The 24,710-nt window shown below is 47.3% G+C and carries 30 protein-coding genes and 1 pseudogene; 13 read left to right on the plus strand and 18 right to left on the minus strand.

Going from position 1 to position 24,710, the window contains the following annotated elements:
* Positions 1-89: 89 nt before the first annotated feature.
* Positions 90-575, minus strand: coding sequence for an ester cyclase (locus tag AC5JR3_RS05420; protein ID WP_495843790.1), 486 nt, complete (start codon positions 573-575; stop codon positions 90-92).
* A 136-nt stretch (positions 576-711) separates the two neighbouring features.
* Between AC5JR3_RS05420 and AC5JR3_RS05425 the strand changes: the two genes are divergently transcribed.
* Positions 712-1,626 carry a LysR family transcriptional regulator gene (locus AC5JR3_RS05425; RefSeq protein WP_495843792.1) on the plus strand — a complete coding sequence of 305 codons (915 nt, stop codon included), beginning with the start codon at positions 712-714 and terminating at the stop codon, positions 1,624-1,626.
* Between the two features lie 197 nt (positions 1,627-1,823).
* Here AC5JR3_RS05425 and AC5JR3_RS05430 read toward each other — a convergent pair whose 3' ends face one another.
* The 7 genes from AC5JR3_RS05430 to mnmA form a co-directional block, all read right to left on the minus strand.
* The gene (locus tag AC5JR3_RS05430; protein ID WP_495843793.1) at positions 1,824-2,306 is read right to left on the minus strand and encodes an NUDIX domain-containing protein; all 483 of its coding nucleotides are present in this window, start codon (positions 2,304-2,306) and stop codon (positions 1,824-1,826) included.
* A 1-nt stretch (position 2,307) separates the two neighbouring features.
* Positions 2,308-2,448 carry a hypothetical protein gene (locus AC5JR3_RS05435; RefSeq protein WP_495843795.1) on the minus strand — a complete coding sequence of 47 codons (141 nt, stop codon included), beginning with the start codon at positions 2,446-2,448 and terminating at the stop codon, positions 2,308-2,310.
* Between the two features lie 67 nt (positions 2,449-2,515).
* Positions 2,516-2,710: a nuclear transport factor 2 family protein gene (locus AC5JR3_RS05440; RefSeq protein WP_495843797.1), complete on the minus strand. Its 195-nt coding sequence runs from the start codon at positions 2,708-2,710 to the stop codon at positions 2,516-2,518.
* A gap of 411 nt (positions 2,711-3,121) precedes the next feature.
* Complete coding sequence (locus AC5JR3_RS05445) at positions 3,122-3,592, minus strand: NUDIX hydrolase (protein ID WP_495843799.1); 471 nt, start codon at positions 3,590-3,592, stop codon at positions 3,122-3,124.
* Positions 3,593-3,917: 325 nt separating this feature from the next.
* Complete coding sequence (locus AC5JR3_RS05450; RefSeq protein WP_495843801.1) at positions 3,918-4,331, minus strand: ester cyclase; 414 nt, start codon at positions 4,329-4,331, stop codon at positions 3,918-3,920.
* 72 nt (positions 4,332-4,403) lie between these two features.
* Complete coding sequence (locus AC5JR3_RS05455; protein ID WP_495843803.1) at positions 4,404-4,985, minus strand: Crp/Fnr family transcriptional regulator; 582 nt, start codon at positions 4,983-4,985, stop codon at positions 4,404-4,406.
* Positions 4,986-5,044: 59 nt separating this feature from the next.
* Positions 5,045-6,097, minus strand: a complete 1,053-nt coding sequence (mnmA, locus tag AC5JR3_RS05460; protein WP_495843805.1) for a tRNA 2-thiouridine(34) synthase MnmA — start codon at positions 6,095-6,097, stop codon at positions 5,045-5,047.
* A 403-nt stretch (positions 6,098-6,500) separates the two neighbouring features.
* On the opposite strand from mnmA, the gene AC5JR3_RS05465 reads away from it, so the two are divergent.
* A complete protein-coding gene (locus tag AC5JR3_RS05465; protein ID WP_495843807.1) occupies positions 6,501-7,313 on the plus strand; it encodes an SPOR domain-containing protein in 813 nt (270 codons plus the stop codon).
* Positions 7,314-7,385: 72 nt separating this feature from the next.
* The gene (locus AC5JR3_RS05470) at positions 7,386-8,978 is read left to right on the plus strand and encodes an NAD(P)H-hydrate dehydratase (RefSeq protein WP_495843808.1); all 1,593 of its coding nucleotides are present in this window, start codon (positions 7,386-7,388) and stop codon (positions 8,976-8,978) included.
* Positions 8,979-9,059: 81 nt separating this feature from the next.
* Here AC5JR3_RS05470 and AC5JR3_RS05475 read toward each other — a convergent pair.
* The 4 genes and pseudogenes from AC5JR3_RS05475 to AC5JR3_RS05490 form a co-directional block, all read right to left on the minus strand.
* Positions 9,060-9,443 (minus strand): annotated as a pseudogene (locus AC5JR3_RS05475) (type II toxin-antitoxin system death-on-curing family toxin); the annotation flags it as partial.
* 217 nt (positions 9,444-9,660) lie between these two features.
* Positions 9,661-9,858, minus strand: a complete 198-nt coding sequence (locus AC5JR3_RS05480; RefSeq protein ID WP_495843810.1) for a DNA-binding protein — start codon at positions 9,856-9,858, stop codon at positions 9,661-9,663.
* A gap of 547 nt (positions 9,859-10,405) precedes the next feature.
* A complete protein-coding gene (locus AC5JR3_RS05485; RefSeq protein WP_495843812.1) occupies positions 10,406-10,918 on the minus strand; it encodes a hypothetical protein in 513 nt (170 codons plus the stop codon).
* A 61-nt stretch (positions 10,919-10,979) separates the two neighbouring features.
* The gene (locus tag AC5JR3_RS05490; RefSeq protein ID WP_495843813.1) at positions 10,980-11,702 is read right to left on the minus strand and encodes a hypothetical protein; all 723 of its coding nucleotides are present in this window, start codon (positions 11,700-11,702) and stop codon (positions 10,980-10,982) included.
* Between the two features lie 463 nt (positions 11,703-12,165).
* Here AC5JR3_RS05490 and AC5JR3_RS05495 point away from each other — a divergent pair, with 463 nt between their 5' ends.
* The 7 genes from AC5JR3_RS05495 (at position 12,166) to AC5JR3_RS05525 (ending at position 18,308) form a co-directional block, all read left to right on the plus strand.
* Entirely contained in the window at positions 12,166-12,501 is a 336-nt protein-coding gene (locus AC5JR3_RS05495) for a hypothetical protein (RefSeq protein WP_495843815.1), read from the plus strand.
* Positions 12,502-12,668: 167 nt separating this feature from the next.
* Positions 12,669-13,019: a YtxH domain-containing protein gene (locus tag AC5JR3_RS05500; RefSeq protein WP_495843817.1), complete on the plus strand. Its 351-nt coding sequence runs from the start codon at positions 12,669-12,671 to the stop codon at positions 13,017-13,019.
* A 19-nt stretch (positions 13,020-13,038) separates the two neighbouring features.
* Entirely contained in the window at positions 13,039-13,662 is a 624-nt protein-coding gene (locus tag AC5JR3_RS05505; protein ID WP_495843819.1) for a DUF948 domain-containing protein, read from the plus strand.
* 450 nt (positions 13,663-14,112) lie between these two features.
* A complete protein-coding gene (locus tag AC5JR3_RS05510) occupies positions 14,113-14,925 on the plus strand; it encodes a TPM domain-containing protein (RefSeq protein WP_495843821.1) in 813 nt (270 codons plus the stop codon).
* A 261-nt stretch (positions 14,926-15,186) separates the two neighbouring features.
* On the plus strand, positions 15,187-15,816 hold the full coding sequence (locus AC5JR3_RS05515; RefSeq protein WP_495843873.1) for a precorrin-8X methylmutase: 630 nt from the start codon (positions 15,187-15,189) through the stop codon (positions 15,814-15,816).
* Positions 15,817-16,224: 408 nt separating this feature from the next.
* Positions 16,225-17,085: an SDR family oxidoreductase gene (locus tag AC5JR3_RS05520; RefSeq protein WP_495843823.1), complete on the plus strand. Its 861-nt coding sequence runs from the start codon at positions 16,225-16,227 to the stop codon at positions 17,083-17,085.
* Between the two features lie 113 nt (positions 17,086-17,198).
* Positions 17,199-18,308, plus strand: a complete 1,110-nt coding sequence (locus AC5JR3_RS05525) for a class I SAM-dependent methyltransferase (RefSeq protein ID WP_495843825.1) — start codon at positions 17,199-17,201, stop codon at positions 18,306-18,308.
* A gap of 242 nt (positions 18,309-18,550) precedes the next feature.
* On the opposite strand, the gene mtnB is transcribed toward AC5JR3_RS05525, so the two are convergent.
* From mtnB to AC5JR3_RS05545, 4 genes are all read right to left on the minus strand, one after another.
* The gene (mtnB, locus tag AC5JR3_RS05530) at positions 18,551-19,171 is read right to left on the minus strand and encodes a methylthioribulose 1-phosphate dehydratase (RefSeq protein ID WP_495843826.1); all 621 of its coding nucleotides are present in this window, start codon (positions 19,169-19,171) and stop codon (positions 18,551-18,553) included.
* 110 nt (positions 19,172-19,281) lie between these two features.
* Positions 19,282-20,196: an EamA family transporter gene (locus tag AC5JR3_RS05535; RefSeq protein WP_495843828.1), complete on the minus strand. Its 915-nt coding sequence runs from the start codon at positions 20,194-20,196 to the stop codon at positions 19,282-19,284.
* 107 nt (positions 20,197-20,303) lie between these two features.
* The gene (locus tag AC5JR3_RS05540) at positions 20,304-20,468 is read right to left on the minus strand and encodes a hypothetical protein (RefSeq protein ID WP_495843830.1); all 165 of its coding nucleotides are present in this window, start codon (positions 20,466-20,468) and stop codon (positions 20,304-20,306) included.
* Positions 20,469-20,505: 37 nt separating this feature from the next.
* Complete coding sequence (locus AC5JR3_RS05545) at positions 20,506-20,787, minus strand: hypothetical protein (protein ID WP_495843831.1); 282 nt, start codon at positions 20,785-20,787, stop codon at positions 20,506-20,508.
* Between the two features lie 180 nt (positions 20,788-20,967).
* Here AC5JR3_RS05545 and AC5JR3_RS05550 point away from each other — a divergent pair, with 180 nt between their 5' ends.
* The 3 genes from AC5JR3_RS05550 to AC5JR3_RS05560 all read left to right on the plus strand — a co-directional run bounded on the left by AC5JR3_RS05550 (position 20,968) and on the right by AC5JR3_RS05560 (position 23,347).
* Positions 20,968-21,882: a LysR family transcriptional regulator gene (locus tag AC5JR3_RS05550; RefSeq protein WP_495843833.1), complete on the plus strand. Its 915-nt coding sequence runs from the start codon at positions 20,968-20,970 to the stop codon at positions 21,880-21,882.
* 90 nt (positions 21,883-21,972) lie between these two features.
* Positions 21,973-22,875 (plus strand): alpha/beta hydrolase, encoded by a 903-nt coding sequence (locus AC5JR3_RS05555; RefSeq protein ID WP_495843835.1) that lies wholly within the window; start codon positions 21,973-21,975, stop codon positions 22,873-22,875.
* A gap of 238 nt (positions 22,876-23,113) precedes the next feature.
* Positions 23,114-23,347 (plus strand): hypothetical protein, encoded by a 234-nt coding sequence (locus AC5JR3_RS05560; RefSeq protein WP_495843837.1) that lies wholly within the window; start codon positions 23,114-23,116, stop codon positions 23,345-23,347.
* A 172-nt stretch (positions 23,348-23,519) separates the two neighbouring features.
* Here the strand turns inward: AC5JR3_RS05560 and AC5JR3_RS05565 are convergent, their stop codons facing one another.
* Both AC5JR3_RS05565 and AC5JR3_RS05570 read right to left on the minus strand, forming a co-directional pair.
* Positions 23,520-23,849, minus strand: a complete 330-nt coding sequence (locus tag AC5JR3_RS05565) for an MgPME-cyclase complex family protein (RefSeq protein WP_495843838.1) — start codon at positions 23,847-23,849, stop codon at positions 23,520-23,522.
* 45 nt (positions 23,850-23,894) lie between these two features.
* Complete coding sequence (locus AC5JR3_RS05570; RefSeq protein WP_495843840.1) at positions 23,895-24,617, minus strand: pyridoxine 5'-phosphate synthase; 723 nt, start codon at positions 24,615-24,617, stop codon at positions 23,895-23,897.
* Positions 24,618-24,710 lie beyond the last annotated feature (93 nt).

Raw genomic sequence — 24,710 nt, forward strand, 5'->3', positions numbered from 1 at the left:
CCGCATTCGTTAGTCCTTCAATCTTGAATCGTTTTCATCTTCTTCTCCAATGAATACAGAGATGAATCGTTGGCGAACGTTGCCAAGAATCAAATAGAGTTTGAGCGACGTTCAACTCCCTTCACTAAAACCTCTGGATGAACGTTGTGGGGAATTGCCCAACCTCGTTCCCAGAAGTAGATATTAATTTCAACGGTGTTGTCGGCAACATCCCAGCGCACGACTTTGCCGTCTTTGATGGTCAGCAGCATTGTTTCAATCGAGGTTCCTTCGCGTCCTGTGGGTTGTATCCCCATAAACACTTCAGCGTGCTTCCAATCGAGGCATATTGTGAAGAAAGCACGACCATTGCCAGCCGTATCGATCGCTTCAAATTCATCCACAAGATCAACCCGTGATTGCAGCGCATTGATGAATTGTGCAGCCCAACTTTTCAATGCTTCTCGCCCTTGAATGTCCCGACCCAAGGTTGAATTAACCAAGACATCTTCTGCTACCAGGGCATCCCAGCGATCGAATTCACCCTGCTGAAAGGCATCATAGAGTTCCCGAACAAATGGATATTGAGTCGTCACTGTCATTCCTCAGAAAGATGGTTTGGAGGTTGCAACAGTTTTCGTACCCCCTTTTGATTTCCAAGATATTTTGTCTACAATCATCTGTAAAGAGGCTGACTTTCACTTCTTTATCTACTTTTTTTCAATAATTTCGATGAAGAGTTTGTCCAATATGCTGGCATTTGTGCGTGTCGCAGAGGCGCAAAGCTTTGTCCAAGCATCCAATAATTTAGGATTGTCTACTTCCGCTGTCAGCAAAGCCGTTGCCCGTTTAGAAGCAGACTTGGGCGTTAAGCTGTTTCATCGCACGACTCGCAGCATCAGCCTGACCACAGACGGAGTTCGCTTTTATGAAGGCTGTCAGCAGTTATTGGGGGAATTAGAGGCACTTGAGGCTGAAATCCAAGGAAATCGTGTGGCTCCCAGAGGACGTTTAACTATAAGTGTTTCGCCTGCGTTTGGACAAGTTTGCCTTGTACCAATTCTCAAGGCATTCACCCAAGCCTTTCCAGAAGTCACCCTTGATATTTCATTGGACGATCGCCTTGTAGATCCCGCTGAACAAGGTGTTGATGTAGTGATTCGGACAGGAAACTTGAGCGACAGTGCAAACCTAATTGCCCGCCAACTCGTTGCTTACCCGTTGGTGGTTTGTGGTTCACCCTCATATTTTGAGCAACATGGGTATCCCAAGCATCCAAGTCAACTTCAGCAGCATACCTGTTTGAATTTTCGCAACCGATCGACTGGACGCTTTTATTCGTGGTCTTTTGCTGTTGATAGCAAGGTTGAACGATGTGCAGTGAGTGGTTCTATTGTGTTTGATAATGCAGACGCGATTGTCCGTTCAGCGATCGCTGGATTGGGCTTGAGCCAGATGCCTGCCTACTTAGCAGCGGAGGCAACTTCTAATGGCAATTTAGTAGAAGTCCTCAACATCTATCGTCCCCCAGAAGTTCCGGTTTGGATTTGCTATCTCGATCGGCGCTTTGTTGCACCCCGAATTCGAGCGTTTGTCGAGTTTATAGCAGCACAGAAGGAGAGGTTTATAGCAATGTGTACCCTGTGAGCAACCTGTATCGACTACCCTTGATCGCCAACAGACAAAATCTAAACCACAGTCACCACTGAGAAACAAAGCGGCATAACGACCCCGTTCACCCGCCGCAGGTAAACTCTCGAACTTAACGAAGAGACTTAAAACGGTCGGTGTGCAACGGGATGGTTATGCTGTCGTAATCGTAGGTGTAATGGTGTTCATCCAACCTAAAACAACTGAAACTTCCCGCTGCTTTGATATTCTAGAAACTTGTCAACGGTTAGGCGGAGATTCTCGCGCATTTCTGGTAACTCGGCGATTTCAAAAAACTTTAATGCGGTTGATTCGCTGGATGTCCGCAAACTGCCAGACCATCTTGTAATGTGCAATATCAGAGCGAACCCCTGGATGATGTCTCCATTCGGATAAACAACTCGTTCCCGCTCCGGATGAGACGCAAAGCCAATTGGCTCAAACTCCTCAACCACCAGACCTGTCTCTTCATAAACCTCACGGATCACGCATTGTTCAGCAGATTCCTCTTCTTCTGCACCTCCGCCAGGAAGATCCCAAAATCCAAAATCACTTCGCTTATGAAGCAGAATTCCTTGGGAGTTATCCTGCACGATCGCTCTGCCGCCAGGATTCAACAATAACCGCGAGCCAACCATTTTTCTCAAACGCAAGATGTACGAATCAGATAAAGTCATGTCATGCTTCCAAAATTGACTGCTTTGACTGATTATATTCATGTCCATCGATCACTGGAGTTCCCAATTTCTGACTCATCTCATACTCAAACTTCTGAAACCACAATTGTTCTGGATTGCCTGCCATTGAGGTAATCAGCATATATTTTCCTGGAGCTGTGCCAATATTTTTGTAAGCATGGGGCGCACCAGAAGGAATATGAATAAAGTCACCTGCTGTAGCTCTGCTCTGGCTTTAAGTTGCCTGCCGGTCCTTGAATGGATGAATAATCAAATTCAACAGCATGATCAAAGAGACTTTGAAACATCTCCCAATCTCGCATATCGATCGCAAATCCAAATTGATTCACAAGTTGGATAATTTGTAAGTGATCAATCAATGAATTGAGAGTCTGTTCAGTCATGGTTCGTCGCAGCACAAGTTTCACACTTGCTTACTGTAACGATTGCTATTGCTGTTTTTCTATAACAAATCTTGCTAAAGCTTTGTCGCGCGCGTTGAAGGCTGCATACGCTGCGCGTAGCAGCTCGATTTCTAATGCCGGTTGATTTGGCATAAGAGCTGGGGTGAAGGTTACGCGTTAGTGCCTAACGATTTAGCTAAATTGGAGAAATATAGTCCGAGCTTTCGGTACTTGTGCGCTCTCCATTTTCTCACAACCACTCAAAACTGACCTGACGCTGATTACCTCGCCGATGATTTCCAAATTACTGCCCTTACCTAGAGCAAAAGCCGCATAACGGCACAGTTGAGCGGCAGTAGATAACCTAGAACTCACCACCAAGCTCTCTCGACTGTCCGCTCCAATGCAGTGTTAGCCTGCGCTGTAACTACCATTGAAACTACGAAGATACTGCTCTATAACTGGTCTATCTGGTGGACTCAAGTTCTTTGGTAGTTCCCTCAACTCGAAGAAACGTATTTCATTCGCCTCCTCCTCATCCGCCTTTAGTCTCCCCCTAAACTGTCGTGCTATGTAAACTGCCACTACATTGACCACAATGTCGCCATTTGGACACTTATAAATCAGTTCTTGTCCTGAAAACAAGCCGAACCACTCCAGCTCATCTAGCTCTAGACCTGTTTCTTCAAGGGCTTCACGCCTAGCAGTTTCCTCCAAAGACTCGCCAACCTCCATGCTGCCACCAATCAGACCCCACTGCTGATTATCCTTGCGCTGTTGAAGCAGCAAACCGTTTTGTTGACCAGCAATTAGTACAGCCGCTCCGGGAATGATTAGGGGACGATGCCCAACTAGCGCTCGAAGTTCCTGAATATAGCCCATCTTTGGCTTACTCCAATAGTCACAAATGACTCCAACTTAACCCGAGCGCCGATCCAATCGTCTCAAAACACTGCCCTACTAACAGCCCTGACTTCAGACAGATAAGTTTGAAATCACTGCCTCAACAGACAACTGAAAGCTTGCTAACTATTAATAGACTGAAAGTTTCCGCCTAAGATCCCAATTTGGGTGAATAGGCAGAATAATTCGGCATCACGTTCCGCTTCACCCGCCACTAGTAACCTTTTATTCTTAACCAACCAACTCAATACGGTCGGTGTGCAAGCGGATTGTTAGGCGGCGTTTTGCTTCTACAACATTGAGCTTACACTGGAACCACACCCAACTGCTGCATCATCGCAAAGGTATCACCTTGTCCCCAATGCTCTACAATTTTCCCGTTGACAACTCGATCGATATGAACCACTGAAAACTTGACTTGTCTACCTGTGGGTGGAATGCCCATTAATTCCCCCTGATGCGTTCCACTGAAGGTTCCACAAGTGACAACTCTGTCGCCTTCAGCAATGACTTCTTCCAAAAGATGGCGACCGTCGGGAAAGGCAGAAAACATCATCATGCCATATTGCATAAAGGCATCATAGCCGTGAAGGGTGTCTGTACCCATCCCCCGACCCACAATATCAGCAGACACTAATTCCTGTCCTTGCTCAACATCTTTCTGGTCGAAGGCTTCATAGAATTTGAGAACAATTGCTTTATTTTGTTCTAGTGACATCGTGTTCCTGTGCAACGAAAGTGTATTTTTAGTGACTTTACTGTGCAGAGGCATAACACGCATTGACTTTGGTTAAGTCGATCCCTTCTCTTGAACCCTTCGCTTCAATCGGCTCAGGGATTCTGGCTCAATCCCTAAGTGCGACGCTAAATAGTGCTGTGGAATGCGCTGCAAAAGTTGAGGTTCGCTCTTGAGGAAATTCAGGTAACGCTGCTCAGGTGAATCTCGATAGAGAGAAAGCAGGCGATCGCGCAACTGAAACGCCAAGTCTTCCACGACCAACCTTAATAGTTTTTGACCATCTGGCATCGTTTCCAAAACTTCGATCACCTGCGAATTTAAGATGAGTATCTCTGAGTCTTCGATTGCCTGACAGGAAAAACAAGCAGGGGTTTGCCGTCGCAGACTTTCATAGTCCCCTAGCGTGTAATGCTCAAGATGAAAAAACAGTGTCAGTTCTTTGCCGTCTTTGAGAAAAAAGCTTCTCAAGCAGCCTTTCAACGTCAACCCGACAAACCAACAAATATCGCCTTCTCGGAATAAAAAATCTCCTTTCTGCACGCTCCTCGACTCAAGCAGAGGCTCAATCAACGTCAGATTAACTCTACATTGTGGGAAAAGCTGCTGAATAAATGAATGGAGCAGATTATACATTGAAGAAATCTAGTCTGAGCTTTCGGCACTTGTGCGCTTTCTTAACTTTTGATGACTTGCTACTGTCGTTCGATAATGCCACCGCCCAAGACCATTTCTCCGTCGTACAGAACAGCGGCTTGTCCGGGAGTGACGCCAAACTGCGGTTCATCGAATACTAGCTTGAGGCGATCGCCTTCTAGGGGAATCACATTCGCGGGTGCGGGACGAGAACGATAGCGGACTTGTACTTCCGTACGAATGGGCGTAGAAGGTTGGGGAATAGATACCCAGTTCACTCGTGCTACCGTGCATTCCGAACAACCGCCACTGATGCGATCGCCCACTATCACCCGATTCATCACCGGATCGAGTTGAATCACATACAACGGTTCGCTGTGGGCAATTTTTAACCCCTTACGCTGACCAATGGTGTAGTGATGGATACCGCTGTGCTTGCCGAGGATGTTACCCGATTGGTCAACAATATCGCCTTCTTTCTGGTTAATGTACTTATCCAAAAACTTCTGCATGGTGCCGTGGGCTTCAATCAAGCATAAATCCTGACTTTCCGGCTTATCCGCAGTTTTCAGGTTAAATTGGGCGGCAATGCGGCGGGTTTCTTCCTTGGTTTGCTCCCCCAACGGAAAAACCGAACCTGCCAGCAAATCTTGCGTTAGATCATACAAAAAGTAAGACTGGTCTTTCTTAGGGTCAACTGCCCGGAGTAACTGATAACGCCCGCTCGCTTCATCGTAATGAATCCGCGCATAATGTCCCGTCGCGATTTTATCGATACCTAAGGTTTCGCGGGAGTACTTCAGCATCGGGCCAAATTTCACCGTCCTGTTGCACTGCGAACAAGGCAAGGGTGTAATCCCGGCTTCGTAGCCAGACACTAAATAGTCAATAATGTGCTCTTGAAAGACATCCCGCGTATCGACAATATGATGGGGAATGCCGAGTTGTTCGCAAATGAACGCCGCATCGACCATACCCTCAGAACAGCACTGACCCTTTCCTTTCATCAACCAAAGGGTCAAGCCAACGACTTCATAGCCTTGATGATGGAGGGAGGCGGCGGCGACGGAGCTGTCAACCCCACCGGAAAGACCGACGACGACTTTGTTCATCGCACTAACATTTAATCCTTAAAAAATCGTAATTTCTTCTAGGCTAACATCCACAAAGTACAGTCGAGAATTTCCGGAACTTTGGGAAGTATTAGACCTCTTGCACAAATCCTCTAGACCCCTCCCCAACCCTCTCCTTGGCAAGGGGAGGGAGATAGTTTCCCTCCTTACCAAGGGGGGTAATTCCAATTCATGCAAGAAGTCTATTGCATAACTTCTTATGATAAATTGACGCTGATCTTTTGCCGTCAAACAATATTGGTGCTTTAGCCGTCCTGTCTGAGACGTGAAAAAAAACGTAGACGCGTAGCGGATTACCGCAGGCTACCACTCCAAGACAACAGAGACTCCACCAAAGAGAAGCAACAGAGAGTGTTACAACCTATTTATTTAGGATGGCTATATGACCAGGAACCAGCAAGATCGAGTGGGAAAATTATTCCCATTGCTAGCCCAATGTTTTGACGATCGCTATCCCCAAAAAATTGTCACCAGAGCGTTAGGGTTGCCAATGCTGATGTTTGGGGGCGTGCTAATTGCGGCTTCAACTCCCGCTACTGCCCAAACCCGTTTACCTACTCCTCCAGTAATTTTTGACGAGTTGCCCCCAGCCACTCCAGCAACACCCTTGCCCTCTATTCCCACACTGGATTCTCCACCACCCGTGTTTCCCCCTAGCTCGCCCAGTTCCCCTACCCGTAACGGCGATTTGATCTTCCAGGCACCACCACCCGCCCCAGTTACCCCAACCCGTAGCACTAATCTGTATCGGGTGTACGTATCGGGGAATAGCCCCTCGTTGTTGGCACAAGTCCAACAATTTGAACCAGATGCTTTTGTGAGATCGGGGGAGGGAGTGATCCAAGCCGGAGTATTTTCCGATCGCGATAATGCCCAACTGTTTGCCCGCCGATTGGAATCCCAAGGACTTCCCACACAAGTTGTTGCAGTGGGTGGAGCAACGTTGAGTCCGGATAGCCCCATCAGCCGGGAGCGGGGTTATTTTGTCGTGATTCCAGCGAGTACAGGCGAGTTACCTGGCATTGCCGAGCGGGCGCTCCGGTTGGGGTTGTCGCGAAATGTAGTGAACCAGCGGCAGCAACCGCGTGGCCCCCACGTTGCGGTTGGCCCCTTTGAGGCGCGGGAACAGGCTGACCGTTGGAGTAACCAGTTGCGCTCTGAGGGGATGGATGCGCGGGTTTATTTTGGAAGATAAGCAGCAGGAAAGAGGCGAGATTGGCTAGAAGACGATAAGAAAAAGGTGCTGAGTCAGGAAAGGATGAGAGTGTTGGCAGGTAGAAAACGACAGGAGCAAATTCAGCAAATCGCTGTCACGGCGGAGCAGATGCGGGCGATTGAGGAGCGCCTCTTTGAGGCGGGAATGCCTGTGGCGGCGTTGATGGAAAAGGTGGCAGGGTTGATTGCTCGTCGGGTGCAAGAGATTTATCCCCCCCAGTCCTCTCTGGGTAAGGGGGAGAGCATCGCCGGGTTGCGGGTGGGGGTAATGGTAGGGCCAGGACACAATGGCGGAGATGCCTTGAGTGTGGCGCGGGAACTGCATCTTCAGGGCTACGAGGTGCTGCTGTATCGTCCGATTGACAAGCTCAAGGAACTAACTTCGCAACATGCTCAGTATGTGGAGAGTTTGGGAATTCCTTGTTATAAGGAGCTTCAACCGCTACAGAGTTGCGACTTCATTATTGATGGATTGTTTGGATTTGGGCAGACGCGATCGCTCTTAGGTGAGATTGCCGAGGTGGTGAATCAACTCAATCAATGGTCGCAACCTGTACTAAGTATTGATCTCCCTTCTGGGATTCACACGGATACCGGAGAAGTATTAGGAACGGCAGTTCGCGCTACTCACACCTTTTGCCTCGGTTTGTGGAAACTGGCATTTCTGCAAGACCAGGCATTAGAGTATCTGGGGAATAGCGAATTAGTTGATTTTGACATTCCTTTAATGGATGTTTGGTCAATTATTGGCGAGCCTGCTGGCATTCAACGCCTAACTGCCACCGCCGCTAAAGCGTTGCTACCGCTACCGCGTCAAGACGTGACTCACAAGTATAAGCAGGGACATCTGCTGCTCATTTGTGGCTCTCGCCAGTACTCTGGTGGGGCGATTTTAACCGGATTGGGAGCAAGAGCAAGTGGCGTGGGGATGCTCTCGATTGCGGTGCCCCAAACGCTGAAACCCTTGCTAGTTAGCCATCTACCGGAAGCACTGATCATTGGCTGTCCGGAAACTGAATCGGGAGCGATCGCTGATCTCCCAGAAGAAACAGACTTGAGTAAGTATGATGCGATCGCCTGCGGCCCTGGTTTAACTCTGGATGCCAAGCTAGTGGTGCAAGGGGTACTAAAAAGCGACATCCCTCTAGTTCTCGATGCCGACGGCTTAAATATCCTCGCTCAGATGGATACCGTTCCCACACTATCAAAACGTCAGGCTTTAACCGTCCTAACGCCCCATGCTGGAGAGTTCAAAAGGCTATTTCCCGATGCGGATGACCCAAAACGCGATCGCATTCAAGCCGCACGAGAAGCCGCCCAGCAGAGTGGAGCCGTGGTATTGCTAAAAGGATCGAGGAGTGCGATCGCTACGCCCTCAGAAGGCAGTTTCCGCCCCTTTGGTGACCTGTGGCTAATTCCTGAAAGTACCCCAGCCCTAGCCCGTGGTGGCACAGGGGATGTGCTTACGGGGTTAATCGGTGGGCTTTTGGCAACAGCCGTTACCCAGCAATTGCCCCTAGAAGCGATGGTAGCCGCCGCCGCCTGGTGGCACGCCCACGCCGGAATTCTCGCCGCTAAGGAGCGCACCGAGTTAGGCGTAGATGCCTTTACGCTAACGCAGTATCTAATCGCGGCACTACGTTAAAGACCCTAGTAGCGCAGACATCTCGCTTACCACAGGAGAGAATGCCAGCTAAGAGCGATCGTATCTTTAACGAGATCAGCGCTATTTTCGCTCAACAACATGACCGCGAAGCCACTGGGTAAAATCTTCGCGTCCTAACTCACCTGAGGCTACCTGCAAAATGATTTGCTCCTGTTCATCTACCGTCGCCTCAATCTCGCATCCGTTTAAAATCAGAAAGATTTCCATTGCTGCATGACCAATGCGCTTATTGCCGTCTATAAAAGGATGATTTTTAATTAGGGAAAATCCCAGCGCTGAAGCCTTCTCAACAATTGTCGGATAAAGCTCCTCTCTATCAAATGTCATTTGTGGTTGAGCTAAAGCCGACTCTAAACCACCTTGATTGGAAATACCCGCTAACCCACCAGACTGATCAATGATACGGCGGTGGAGTTCTCGCACTTCATCGAGATTGACATACCTCCTCTTCCTTCATGAGAGAGGATTCCTTAACGCTTCATTGGGTTGTGCTACCGAAATAGTCTTACCATCCCTCCACGTTCGTTTAAAGTCTCCCAATGCCCTATGGCGACTTGTTTCCAATTTTAACAGAATTTAACAGAAGCCGTCCTAATGGTCACTGAGCCTGTCGAAGTGAAGAACGGGGCTTGTATCCCATTGTTTTTGGTCAGGTAGCGCATTATGCCAGACGCCGATAGAGTTCAGCATTTTTCTTCAACACATAGTCCATCGCCTCTTGAAAGTCTGTTGCTTGCCGAACAAGCAACTCATCAACGCTCCTCAAAATCAATTCTTCCGGCGAAATCCCTAAACGATTCGCTGTTTCTTCTATTACATTCCAGCGGTCATCAGGCACGCTAATTGTGATTTTGTTCATTGTTCACCCTTCCTTTTAAGTATCAGTGTACTTACCTTGCTTCTCCGGCTGGTAATTCAGCCAAGGTGAGGCGGGTGCTGGTTGAATGATAAAACTATTCAACCGTTGCGTATACCTAAGCTTGACTCTGAAATTTCAGGTAATAACATCAGTTTTGCCCTGTTTACGGGAAGCTTCTGGGGAAATATGCGGGCTACTGTCGGATATATATTTTCCAGATTTTATTGGTTTTAAAGTAATTTGTTTGAGGAGATTACTTACCCATTGAGTCCTAAAAAATTTTAAAACAATAACAGCACCCACATCTAGTTCGCTAAGTTCTTTCCTCTACTGGGCGATTAAATATGGAGTTGCACTGAATTATTTGATTCCAGTTGCATTGCTCCCCATTCATCAATTGAGGAATATCAGCCTTCTAGTGGAGTGCTGCTATTGTGTTTAGATGGGACAGATGTTATTTGAAACAGCGTTTTTTACTTCTCAATTTAACCGCGATTTTTTTACAACACAAGCCGAAATATTGAATACACTCAAATGCAATCCAGAATTACTGAAGGCTTTTGTAACTTTCTCTTATTAGCTCGCCTGTTTCAGCATCATAAACTCCTACAACTTCAGCATTCTTAATCACGCCTACTTTAGGATTGTCGATACCTTCTGGATAATAGGACTCAACAATCCAGACGAGACGATCAGGTGATACCTGCGTAAAGTCCTTCATCTTCGTACCGTAGGTTTGATGATACTCTCCAAATGTTTTTAGTTCTACCTTTTGAAGCTTGCCTTTTTTTTCTGCTATCTTGTCTTTTTTGATCTTTTTGTTGATGTCGAATAACTTGTCCTTTGGAGTACCCTTGTTTGCTTTGAATACGGGTTCTGGATTGCTATTCACTTTAGGGATAATTGGACCTGTTGGGTCTGGATTTAGGTTGACTGCATCATCTGCTGTATATCCTTCAGGTTTTCCTTCAGGTTTTTGCTCCATCACGGCATTAACACTCAAAACGAATAGGGGAATTGTAAGAAACGCTAAAAAAGCAATTATCTTTTTACGACTCATGACTAAATCTCTTTACCTTGTTACTTCTCTTTCTTTGTTAGCTAAGGTTTTACTACCAAAGCTACGGCGATGCCTTGCTTGTAAATATTGAAGTAGGATAAACATCCCATATAGCCTTAATACCAGCACCTGAACTTACACTTAATTGACCACTACCCCAAAATCTCCAAGCACCAGCGTGATTATATTGAAAACTTCTCTCATTCCAATCTAATGATGCGGAGTATAGTGTATTTGTTTCAAGTCCAACATCAGGAGCTTTTCCTGGTCCAGGAGCATAATAGACAATTCTCTTAACACCATTTATGTACAAAGCCCAATTGTCTTTGTTAATCCCTTCTCGTTGCATGTGCCATTGATGAGTACTATTTCGCTCTGTGGAAGGACCAAAAATCCTATCTTCAACATAATAAGTGAGGTTGCCATTATTATCCATGTCTGCCTCTGCCGCAAAATGACCGTAATGATATCCCTGAAAGCCTGTACTAGCTTCTGTAAATGTTCCGTCTGTGAAGCCTAATTCAATCCAGTTTTGATTAACACCTTTAAGTAACCACATTTCATGATTTATAAATTTTGGGCTAGTTCCAGGGGAATTATACGCATTTATAGTATTGATCGTTGCTTTAAAGAGTGCTCCTTCGAGATTTGTTTGGGAGTTGCGAGCAATTCCATATTTACTAGCACTACTGCTGTGGAAACGAACTGCTGAGGCTGGGCTAGAAACACAAAGTACTAGAGCAGCAGCTAGTGTAGTAACAAAGGGTAAGCTTTTCTTTGACATAATTAGCACTCAAGCCGTTAAAAATCGGCTTTCTAGTAGGTTACAATTTTCGGGAATTTAACTAGAATTATGAGGGATTACTCAAGATTCTTACACAACGTTTCATTGACAGAGGTAAGTTACTACTTTAGCCGCGTCTGATTAGAGAACAAAGGAAATAAAATAAACTTTACGATTAAGCCAGGAACACTATTAACAGTAATAACTTAAATAAAAAAATTACTCCTTGAAAAGCCTAAAAAAAAGAGGCGGCAGGAAGTAATGCTAGAAGATTCTATCCATGAGGATGCGGAGGAGGGCTGAAAACTGACGATGGAGCAGCGATCGCGCCTAGGCGTTACAAGGTTAAGCGATCGCCTAATCTTTCAGTACTTGAGGCGTTGCTCTCTATCGCAGGGTACTTGTGCAATTGGGTAATTAGCTGATTTCATGAGTTTTCTTCAGTTGCGGAGTACATAGAACAATGGTGACAACTGTTGTCATTTTCAACCTGATCGTCTCGCTGATTTGCCTGTTTGTCGCTTGGCGAGTGTGGAAATTGCGGCTGGCATTAGCAGCAGCAGCCAATGTCCTCGCCTCGGTTGAGCGCAGTACCTATTCGGTACTGCATGGGGCACCTCGGGGCATCATCAACGGACAGATCGGTACAAGGGGTCTAAGAGAGCGTTATCAGGGGCTAGAACCGCAACTACAAAAGCTACAGCAAGTATTGCAGTTACTTGGTTTAGCTCAAACTGTGTTGCGGCGATCGCAAATATCAAAGCGCCTGGGATTGAAGCCGCGACGCCGAGCCAGATAACCGCTTGAGAGCGAACAAATCAGAGCAAATTGGCTGATAGCATACGCCAACACATCTTTATGAACAGGCATACGGTAACATGACAGTCTACAGAAACCTTAGGGATTAAGTATCCGTCCCTGAAGAAAATCTGCCTAAAATTGGTGTAGGGATAAAAACTTCATAAGATGTCAAATAAGAGTTCTGGATCGTTTATTGGGGGGTTGCTGCTAGGCAGCGCCATCGGAACTATCACTGGGTTACTGATTGCCCCTCGAACCGGACGGGATACGCGGCAATTATTAAAAAAGTCTGCTGATGCCCTACCAGAGTTAGCAGAAGATTTATCAACCAGCGTGCAACTGCAAGCAGACCGCCTGTCTGAATCGGCACTGCGGAACTGGGATAGTACCCTAGGGCGGCTGCGGGAAGCACTAGCTGCTGGGGTGGAGGCGTCTCAGCAATCTAAACAGGAGCTAAAACAGTCGATTGAAGTCTCCTCTGAGCCTCATTCTTCGGTTTCTGACCATCAGTTATAAGCGATAAGCGAGAGCGTCGGTGATTGACCCACTATTTTGGTTAGGGCTGTCCATCCTCTTAGTGGCAGTCAGTTTAACGGCAGTTTTGGTGGCAGCGTTGCCAGCCTTGCAGGAGTTAGCACGGGCAGCTCGTAGTGCGGAAAAGTTGTTTGATACCCTGCGGCGGGATTTACCGCCGACATTAGAGTCGATTCGTCTGACGGGCTTGGAAATCAGCGAGTTGACGGATGATGTCAGCGACGGGGTAAAGAGTGCAGGTCAAGTGGTTAAACAAGTTGACCAAAGCCTCAGCGGTGTTAAAAAGCAAGCGAAGAAAGCCCAGGTGAATAGTCGTAGTGTCTTTGCGGGAGTAAAAGCCGCCTGGACAACGTTTAATCGTCCAAGTAGTGGACGGCGTTCTACCGAACGTCTCACCTCTAGTCAAAGAGCTGTATTCGATTGGCAGGAGTCAGAGCAGGTCTCGTCCTTCGATCCGGATTATTCTGAAGGCGACGCTTTAAATGAGATCGATCGCGACTCTCTGAATCTACCGGAGGAATACAATTCTGCTCCGCCTCCACCTCAGAGACCCTCTGTTCCGCCTCCATCTCAGAGACGTTATGAAAACTCAGAATTAAAGAGCGATCGCCCTGATTTAGATTAAGCGCTGACGATTGTAGTCTGAGCGAGCGTGCAGGATTAGATGCATGCTCGGTTTTTTAATGTTTATAACCATCGCCACATAGGTTAGTAGGACAGTCCTGATTCCTGAACCGCAAGTGCTAGTCGAATCTTAAACTCACCGACTCAGGACTCACCGACTCAGGCACCGACTCAGGATTCACCGACTTACCGATTCAGGACTCAGGACTCAGGACTCAGGACTCAGGACTCAGCACTTTACTTTGCTATAGGTGACAACCGCTACTCCACCTCCCCATCACCCCAACAGATAAATTATCTGCCAAGCAGTTTTGCCTGTGGTACCGAAGGTAGGCGATCGCCAGTAATATTAGATTAAAGTAAACAAGTGTAAAGAAATTAAACGTTTCTATTATTCTTTGTTTAAAGAATCCCTAAGCTGTGCCTACTTAAGACTTCACTAAGAGCGACGATGCAAAAACTGTTTCCAAAACGACTTTTTATATCTTTAGCCGCACTTTTTCTGACATTATCCGTTTGGGCGATCGCGCCTTCCCCAGCGCAGGCGTACAATAATCCCGATTTACTCCCGGAGGTGCAAACACCAGTCATCGATCTTGCCAACTTCCTTCCCAGCCTTCAGGAACAAGCCTTGGCGAAAGACTTAGAAGATTTTGAGGCGGAAACGGGCTGGAAACTGCGTGTGTTAACCCAGTTTGACCGTACACCCGGTCGAGCCGTCAAAGAATTTTGGGGGTTGGATGAAAAAAGCGTTTTGCTAGTTGCAGATGGGCGTGGCGGCAACATCCTCAACTTCAACATCGGCGATGAAGTCTATCAGATCTTACCCCGGACATTTTGGGTGGAACTACAAACCCGCTTTGGTAATCTCTACTTTGTCCGTGAAAATGGAGAAAATCAATCTATCGTTGAATCCCTAGAATCCGTTAAAGTCTGCCTACTTCAAGGGGGTTGCAATGTTGTCCCTGGGCTACCCCGTGAACAGTGGATTCTGACACTGGTAACGTCCCTCGTCGGAGGATTGATTTGTGGCTTTGCTGCCATTCCCCGCACAAAAGGACAAGTATTTGCTTGGCAATGGGCATTGATTTTCTCGCCGTTGTGGGGAATTTTGTTTATCGCCTTTGGTATTGCTCCGGTTATCACCCGGACTTCTGACTTTCTTCCCCTATTTCGCAACATTATCGGCTTCGTACTAGGTGCCTTAGTTGCTTATCTGTCAGCCGTCATTAATCAATCCTCTACCTCTGAATCAGAAACTTGACGTAGAAAATCATCAGCCCGAGGATGTTGAATCAGCTAGTAGGGTTGAATTAGACATCCTCCTGGCTTTGGTACAAACCCTGGAGATTTTGCGTGCGATGATCGCACAGGTCTGTACTGTAGGAAGAGTGAAGATATAGAGTCTGACAACAAACCGCTCCGGCGCGATCGCTGACGTTCCGTGACGAAACAACTAACAGTTGGTGACAACTCTATCCGTCACACCGTAAAATCAGCAAATCGCGTTGGGATTGAGAGATGTATGGAATGGCATGCAACAGATGCCCAGAGTCTGGCAATTATTGACCGCGAAATTGGCGACCACGTCTTTTCTCCGGCAGAATACGAGATTGTGCGTCGTGTAATTTACGCCACCGCTGACTTTGAATACAAGTCTCTAATTCGCTTTTCGGAGCGGGCGCTACAATCGGGAGCGGCTGCACTAGCAGCGCGAAGCACTATTGTGGTCGATGTCCCGATGGTACAAGTCGGCATCACTCCCCAAATTCAAACCACATTTGCTAATCCGGTCTATTGCAGCATGGAAGCTCTGACGCGCCCTCAAAAAGAAAAGACGCGAGCGGCTTGGGGCATTCAAACTCTGGCAAAACGTTATCCAGAAGGGATTTTTGTTGTTGGTCAAGCCCAAACAGCCCTGGCAGAACTGATTAATTTAATCGAAGCCGAGGAAATTAGACCAGCGTTGGTGATTGGGACGCCTTCAGGATTTGTGGATGTGGATGTTACCAAAGATCGTCTGCAAGACTCACTGATTCCCCACATTCGCATAGAAGGTCGTAAGGGAAGCGCCGTCGTTGCTGCCGCTATTGTTAACGGCTTGGTTGACCTAGCTTGGCAGGCTTATGGGCAGGATACTAGCGGCGTTGGATAAGCTAAGTTGTCGCGCCTTCAATTTGTATATTTTGGGTCAGAGGTCGGAACCTCTAATCGACGATCACTCCTGAGTGGTAAATATCCATGAGCGGGAGTGGCACAACGTCGAATCTCTAACCAAAGGCTGAAAAACGGATGCGGAAGCTGGCGAAATTTTGAGCAAGTCGCGGTTTAGATGAAAGCGATCGCGCTCAAGTATATCTGATGAACTACACCTACAGACTGACCCAGTACCCTATTGCTTTCTCCCCACAGATTGATAAGTGATTTAGACGTGGTTGTTAACCTAATTTGTAGTTCAGGACATATAAATCCGTTGAAGCAGTCACCCTTGGACGAGAGTAGTCCAGGGTTCTGTTTTTTATGAGTGTTGTCAATTCAGATAGTTAGAAAAGGAAAATATTTTATGACCGTTACACCGGATCAAATTCCAGCTCAGGCTCAAAAGAGGAAGCCGGGTTTAGAGTCAGAAATGACGCCGAAACCTCAGTATGATAGCCCCAACTACAAACCCAGTGGCAAGCTCCGGGGCAAGGTGGCTTTAATCACAGGTGGAGACAGTGGGATTGGTCGCTCCGTCTCTGTTTTATATGCCAGAGAAGAAGCCGACGTGGCGATTATCTACCTCAACGAACATGAAGACGCTGAAGAAACAAAGCGTCTTGTGGAGGAACAGGGTCGAAAGTGCCTGTTGATTCCTGGAGACCTTAAGGGCGAGAAGTTTTGCACAGAAGCTGTTCAAAAGACTGTCGAGCAGTTTGGCAAATTAGATATTCTCGTCAACAATGCGGCTGAACAATATCTCGAAGAAAGTATCGAAAACATTGATGCTGAACGCTTAGAGAACATCTTTAGCACCAACATTTTCTCGATGTTCTACTTGAGCAAGGCAGCTCTTCCCCATCTCAAAGAAGGGAGTTCGATCATCAACACTACTTCCGTAGTGGCTTACAAGGGAAATGAGTCTTTGCTGAGTTATTCGACAACGAAGGGCGCAATTCTTGCCTTCACGCGATCGCTGTCCCAATCTTTGATCGAAAAAGGCATTCGCGTTAATGCTGTTGCACCAGGCCCGATCTGGACGCCCTTCATCCCCGCTACCTTCCCCCCTGAGCAAGTCTCAAGCTTTGGGAAGCAAGTGCCGATGCAGCGACCGGGTCAACCCTTTGAGGTCGCAACATCCTATGTCTTTTTAGCCTCCGATGATGCTTCTTACCTCGCAGGTCAAGTGCTGCATCCCAACGGTGGTGTAGTTGTCAATGGTTGATATCTGATAGTATCAAACTCCAAATAGCTCACTGGCTTTAGTCGGTGGGCTATCGCATTTAAAGCCCGCCTGCACGGGTTGAAGATTCTTAATCAGGATTACCGCTCTCGTAAATGCATCTAGATTTAAATTGGCACGTTGAAGGCAAAGCAAAATTTCAAGTCGGCAACGCCTTCTATCGTGCAACAAGCGGGGTAGCGAGAGATTTGGGTGTTTTCGCGGCGGCGGTTTACAAATCTGATACAGGAGGCTTGCGGGTATTAGAGGCGATGAGCGGTTGTGGTGTGCGTTCCTTGCGCTATTGGCTGGAGAGTGAAGCGGATTGGGTGTGGGCGAATGAGGGAAATCCCGACATCAGCCCGATCTTGCACCAAAATTTAGCAGACGCGATCGCCTCAGGGCATTCTCAGGTAACTCATCTTGATGCAAATCGGGTATTTTTTGACTGCTACAATCGCTCTGACTACTACGACTTAGTCGATGTCGATTGCTTTGGTTCCCCCGCTCCCTACCTCAGCACCAGCCTGTGGGCGACGAAAATCGGCGGGCTACTTTACCTCACCAGCACCGATGGACGTACAGCCACAGGACACTCCCCCAAAAATAGTTTGAGCGTCTACGGGGCTTATGCTCGCGCTCACCCCTCTGCCCACGAGCAAGGGTTGCGGCTATTAATTGGTAGCGTACAACAACAAGCCGCAACCAAGGGATTGGGCATTGAACCTGTTTTTTCGCTCTTTGCCGGACAAGTTTATCGGGTAATGCTGCGTTTGGTAGCTACGCAGGAATTGACAGAGAAAAACTTCGGATTTATCGGTTACTGTCACCAGTGCGGTGATTATCAAGTGGTTCCCTGGCGCAAGCTGGGGCGGGTGGTTTGCCCTCACGACGATTCATCGTTGACAATCAGTGGCCCCATGTGGCTGGGGGAATTGCACAACGCTACTCTGTTGCAGCGGATGCGGGCGCTTGCCGAGGAGTGGAATTGGTTAGAGCGGGTGCAGTTATTGAAGGTGATGGAAGCAGAAGCAGACTTCCCGCCTTACTTTTTCACCCTAGGAGAAATTGGTCGCCGAGGCAAAATGGATATCCCAAAACGCGATCGCCTGATTCAATCCTTGCATGAGCAGAACTATCGCGCCAGCTCTACTCATATCAATGCTCAGGCGATTAAAACCGATGCTGATTTGCCGACTTGCATTGCCGTCGCACGTCGCTCTTAGGGGAGTCGGTGAGTCCTGAGTGCTGAGTCCTGAGTTGGGGAGAAAGGATGAAGAGTGAAGTATGAAGGATGAAGGATGAAGTATGAAGGATGAAGGGTAAGAGGTGAAGGATGAAGGATGAAGGGTAAGAGGTGAAGGATGAAGGATGAAGGGTGAAGGATGAAGGATGAAGGATGAAGGGAGGCTAGGGTGCTTAGGTTAGGGGTTAGAGGTAGGGGTTTGCTTCTACCTCATCCCTCTTACTAGTTGCTAATCCCTACTTGACGAGCCGCGACTAGATAGCGGAAGAGATATTCAACAACCTCTAAGTAGTTCTGGGTAGTAGCAGGGGAACTTCCCCAAACAGTGACGCCGTGGTTACGGATGAGTAAGGCTGGTACGGGGGGAGGAGAATGGGAAAAGCGATCGCTTATTTCTTTGGCGATCTGCGGCACATGCAAGTGATTGATAAATACAGGTAGAGAAACCTGGGGATCTTCCTCCCAGACTCCCAAGCCTTTAATCATTTCCAAAGCAGGGAGAGGCAACTCCTCACTGTCTGTGAAGTGAGAAACCAGGTTTGCCTCAATGGAGTGGACGTGGTAACACGCTTGCGCCTCAGGGAACAAGGAGTAAATCGCTTGATGAATACTCATTTCTGCTGAAGGGCGTTGATTGGGGTAAGACTCTACCACCGTTCCCGTTGGTGCAATGCGGACAAAATCCTCTTCCCTCAACTGCCCTTTGTTACAACCACTAGCCGTAATCCAGAAGCTACCATCAGGTGTCTTTGCCGAAAGGTTGCCCGCCGTACCTACCATCCAGCCGACTTGGTAGAAGTGGGTAGCAGCGGCGATGAGAGTTTTTCTGACATCGGTACTCATTACTTTCTTTAAATGCCTAAGAAACACATCCAGATTCTAGAGAAGGATGGGTTTTGTGGATAGCGTACTCAGATGTGCGCTGATTGATAATCAGTTTGCACGCCCTGCTCTTACTGCAAACTAAACAACAGTGCAATTCCTCCTAATGCCACCAGTACTCCCAAAAACGCCCGAAAACTTACCTTTTCACCCATCCACATTGCCAGGGGCAAAACAAATAGCGGACTTGTCGCTAGCAGCGCTTGGGCAATTCCTGCGGCTGTCAATTTCAGGGCGGTTTGTTGTAGCCAAATGGCTAGGAATGTGCTGAAGATGGCGGTTACGATAATAATCCCCACAATTTTTATGGACTGTAGAGGCTCAAGCCACAGACGCGGTTGTCGTTCTTTGAGCGGTATCCACAACAGCAAAATCAGTATCCCCCCAGTTATTCGCACTAACGTACTCCACAAGGGGGTAACGGTAGTGCCAGATAGAGCAGCACGGGATAACACGGCTCCACTTGCTTGTCCTAAGGCGGCTAACAGGGCAAAACTGACGCCACGGGGTAGGTTCATCACCTGACGAGAAACCACTGGGACTCGTTCGCTGACAACCCAGGCGATGCCTAAGACGGTGAGAAAAATTCCTGCCCAAGCCCCGGTACTCAGGGTTTCCTGTAAAAAGATTAGGGCAATTAAAGCGGTTAAGGGTGGGGCTAAGGCTTGTAGTAACAGCGTTCGCCTTGCACCGATGTTGTTCAGCGACTCGAAGTAAAAGGTATCGCCTAAACCAATCCCCAGAATTCCGCTGAGGAGTAGGAGTCCTAGGGCTTTACTGTTGAGTCCGAAGGACAGGTTACCCTGTATTAGCAAGGTGAAAGCGATCAGGGCGATCGCCACTATCCCTTTACTCAAATTGAGCAATAGTGGAGGGATTTTTTGTCCGAGGTGAGCAAACACTACTGCTGACATTGCCCACAACAGCGCCGCACTGAGGGCAGCTAGTTCTCCACCAAAGTTTGTAATCCAGAATTCAATCACCATTCAAAAATTTCTCTTGAGTCGTGCGGCAAAGGGATTGCACAATCTTTATCAACAAAAAAACCCAGTGTTAGCTGGGGGACGTGAGAGACACTACTCATCAAAGAGTGTTATCGATGGCGAACAATATAACGTCCATAATAGCGGCTAAATTGCCAGAGTTTAACAAAAGGACGAAGGATGAGTTGACGAGTCTTACTTAAGAGTTCGCGTTGATATTTTGCTAACTCCAGATGGCTTGCTTCATTAATTCCCTTATACGTTGAAAATCTCATAATTTAACTCAGTATCGTTTGCTAAAAGTAGACTGATTTACTGGTAATAACTCTGCTCGATCCAGGCGCGCATTTCTGCTTCTGAAGAGCGACACACCGAACGCCCTGTTCTAGGGTCATAGCCATACCACCAGGTTTTACCACGGTCGGAGCGTTGCCAAGTCTGTAGTTCTTGTCCCCGCGCGATCGCTGTAACGAGCTGTTTCCAGATCCCCCTTAAAAAGGAGGCTGACTTAGTTTTTTTAGTAAGGTTTGCTGCGGATGAATTAAAAATTATTTCTAGTTTTTCTCGGTCAGAATGTCTTCTATAATCCATCATAGGAAGATGCCTCGAAGATGAAATCTTAGCCGCTGTTATCTTTCATGAAACAAATTTAACAATTTCTCTATTGACATACAAAACATTACTTGAATAGGTTATATGAATAAAATTCATAGATAGAGAAAAACGGAATTCGGTCGCGTTTGACACAAGTAAAACCCTGTTGGCATCACCTGTATGAGTCAAATCAACTCCTATAAGCTAAAAATTTCTCAACTGCGTGCCTTAGTTGCAGTTGCGGAACATGGCAACTTCAGCGAAGCAGCCCTGCATCTAGAACTCTCCCAGTCAGCCGTGAGCCATGCGATCGCTTCTTTGGAAGAAGAATTGGGGGTAATGCTGCTTTCGCGAGGGCGTCACGGAGCGCATCTCACCTCAGTGGGAGAGCGGATAATTACTCAATCGCGGGAAGTGTTGCAACTCCTACAAAAAATCGTCCAGGAAGCCAATCGAGAAAAAGGATTAGATGGGGGAAGTGTACGCCTTGCTTCTTTTCGGAGTGTAGCAACTCACATCTTGCCCACAGTGATTGCTCAATTTCGTAGTCACTTCCCAGGCGTTAGCGTGGTGCTTACGGAGTATTCCGATTATTTAAGCGTAGAACAGGTACTGCGCGAAGGTCGTGCCGACATTGGTTTTACAATTATTCCTACGGTTAGTGAATTTGAGACATGGGAAATCCTGCGGGATGAGTTTGTTGTTTTGCTACCGCCTAATCAAGGAGTAAGTAGCAATCAACTTACTTGGGAGCAACTAGCTACCTACCCATTGATTTTTCCTTCTGCCAATGCTTGTTACCTCTCACTTCGCAAGCACTTAAATGGGATAGGATTCCCACTGAATATTGCTTATGACGTCAAAGAAGACTCAACAATTGTCAGCTTAGTCATGCAAGGCTTGGGAGCCGCAATTCTGCCTCGTCTTGCTGCCGAACCAGTACCCGAAGAAATTCAAGTGTGCCGTTTGCCAGTTCCCTTAGAGCGAGTCATTGCCACAGCCGTGTTGGCAGATGCCCTGCATCCTCCCGCTGTTTTCGCTTTTTTGGAGGCGTTGAAAAAAGTGAGTCGCTTTAGTTCAAAAGCAACAGTGTAGGGAGTAAAACGACTGACTCGACAAAGCCGTTAAACCAACTTGCTATAAAGTGTAAAGAAACCAATGCGATCAATACTTTTGAGTTTGAATGTGAGCGAAGTTTCTTTGCAACCGTGGTTGAGACTTCTCTTAACCATTGCAGAAGTTTTTGCGATCGCCTACTTGGCGGCTTGTCTCTTTCTCTTCTGGCGGCAAAGCCGATTTATCTTTAAGCCCGTGATCTTGCTCAGGGGAACTCCTGCTGCCTTTAACCTCCCCTACGAAGAACTCTGGCTACCTGTTAAAACCAAGTCCGGTAAAACCAGTCAACTTCATGCTTGGTGGATTCCCGCTGTAAATCCCGATGCACCCGTTTGGCTGTTTCTGCATGGGAACGGTTCAACGATTGGCGATGAGGTGAAACGCGCTTTCTGGTTTCACCAGTTGGAATACTCTACCTTGATGATTGATTATCGGGGATACGGTCGCAGTCTGGGCAAGTTTCCCAGTGAGGCGACTATCTATGAGGATGTGGAAGCGGCTTGGAGTTACCTAAGACAAATCCGGCAAATTTCCCCGCAGCAGATTTTCCTGTACGGTCATTCTTTAGGAGGTGCGATCGCCATTGAACTTGCCTCTCACCATCCCGACGTTGCCGGATTGGTGGTTGAAGGCTCCTTTACTTCCATGCGCTTGATGGTGGACTATCACTACCGCCATTTCACCGTCTTTCCCGTCGATCTACTCTTACACCAGCGTTTTGATTCCTTGAGTAAAGTGCGATCGCTCTCCATGCCGATTCTCTTCATTCACGGCACAAGCGATCGCGTTGTTCCCTCTTATATGAGCGAAATCCTCTTTGCCGCTGCATCCGAACCCAAACAACTCCTTTTAGTCCCCGAAGCAGGGCATCACAATGTTGGTGAACTGAGTGGTGAGAAATATTTCCAGGCAATCAAAGCCGTGGTGACACAAGCGCAAACCCAAAAAGCGCAGCTCAGTTCTATTGAGTAAGCAACGCGATCGCCTTTATTCGCCAGTTGGAGAATTGTCTACTCAAGTTTGCGGCTACTCGTATATTTACTGAGGGCGATCGCACGGGAGCATATGGGACTTAAATGTAAATACCGTAAAGGTTCTGCTATTTAAAACGTCAGCAGTGATCTAGGTAGCAGTGAAGACCTGTTTAAGTCACCTGAAACAGTGACACAAGATTAAGTTTGACATTTTTCCTGAGACTTACCGTAAAAGCATGAAGTTTAGTTTAATAAATGTCATGTTTTATCCTACAAGTTTCTCAGATGAGTTAGTCGCTCCAGTTTCGCTATCTCATAATACTGAAGTAAAAAAGAACAATCAGGAAAAGAAAAAAAATACATCGCCAGAAACAACAGCAGAAAAGTCCAAGGAGAAAGTATCTGAAAATGAATCTTCTGCTGAGGGCGATACAACAACAGAAATGGAAATTACTATGCGACCTGCTTGATCCCTCGGCGGTTCTATACCTACCCCTGCATAGAGATAGCGGGCAAACTGCCTACCCCAAAATAAAACCTACCCTTGCAGGTAGACCCCCCTAACCCCCTAATTGAGAATATGAGGTATCTTGATTAGTTAGAGATTAGGAGGGTCATAAGTAGCCTGTAAAAATCAGCTTCCTATGAGGCAGTTGTCAGAGATGCCAAAGGGTCAGGAATTGTATTTGATGGGGCTTCAAACTGCCCAGTTGAGACAAACTCTAAACGCAGCTTTAAGTAAGTAATGAACTGAGGGTGAGTGGAAATTACCGCCACCGCAGGTTGAGGGCAAGATTTCTTGATCTCTGCCATTTCTGGTGCTTCCAGAAAAGCTGGCTGCTTAACTAACCAAAAGTCGATTTCTTTTTCTTGTTCGTGGTAGTGCCGGACACGCTCCTTCAACACTTCATCTAAGGGTTCTTCTTCAATTAGAAAACGGTGGCTTGCTAAAACGTAATGGTATGTTGTCATTTGTCAGTTATCTATTGTTAGTTGTTTTTGGCTAATGGCTAGCTTCTAAAGCTGTCCCCGCATTGCCTGTTTCATCTCGCGCACAGCGCGTTCGATGCCGACTAAAGAGGCTCGACTAATGATTGTATGACCAATGTTGAGTTCTTCCATACCGACAAGGCAAGCAACAGGGTAGACGTTCCAGTAGGTCAGACCGTGACCCGCATTGACTCGTAATCCGGCGGCGATCGCTTGTTCACATCCTTGAGAGAGGGCGGCTAGTTCTTTGTCTCGACTAGCTTCATCCTTTGCCTCAACATAGCGACCTGTGTGCAGTTCAATAAACTGCGCCTTTGTCTTTACTGCTGCCTCGATTTGCTTTTGGTCGGTGTCGATAAATAAGCTCACAGGAATCCCCGCAGTCTGCAATTTATCGACAACTTCACTCAGCCGCTGAATTTGTCCTGCAACATCCAGCCCTCCTTCTGTCGTAACTTCCTGACGCTTTTCAGGAACGAGGGTAACGTAGTCGGGTTTGACATCCAACGCGATCGCTACCATCTCATTGGTCGCGGCGCATTCCATATTCAAATGAGTCCGCACGGTTTGCCGCAACAGGCGCAAATCCCGGTCTTGGATATGGCGGCGGTCTTCCCGTAAGTGAGCGGTGATGCCATCAGCTCCGGCAAGTTCCGCTAAGACAGCAGCAGCAACTGGGTCTGGCTCTACCGTCCGTCGCGCCTGCCGAATGGTGGCAATGTGGTCAATATTGACGCCGAGTGTAAGCAACCTGGAATTCTCCTGACACAAGCGTTGTCTCCTTCAATTCGATCTTAAACTGAAATGCTCATCACTCTCCGAGCGATCGCGCTCTAGTCAATG

Source organism: Kastovskya adunca (assembly GCF_059505785.1).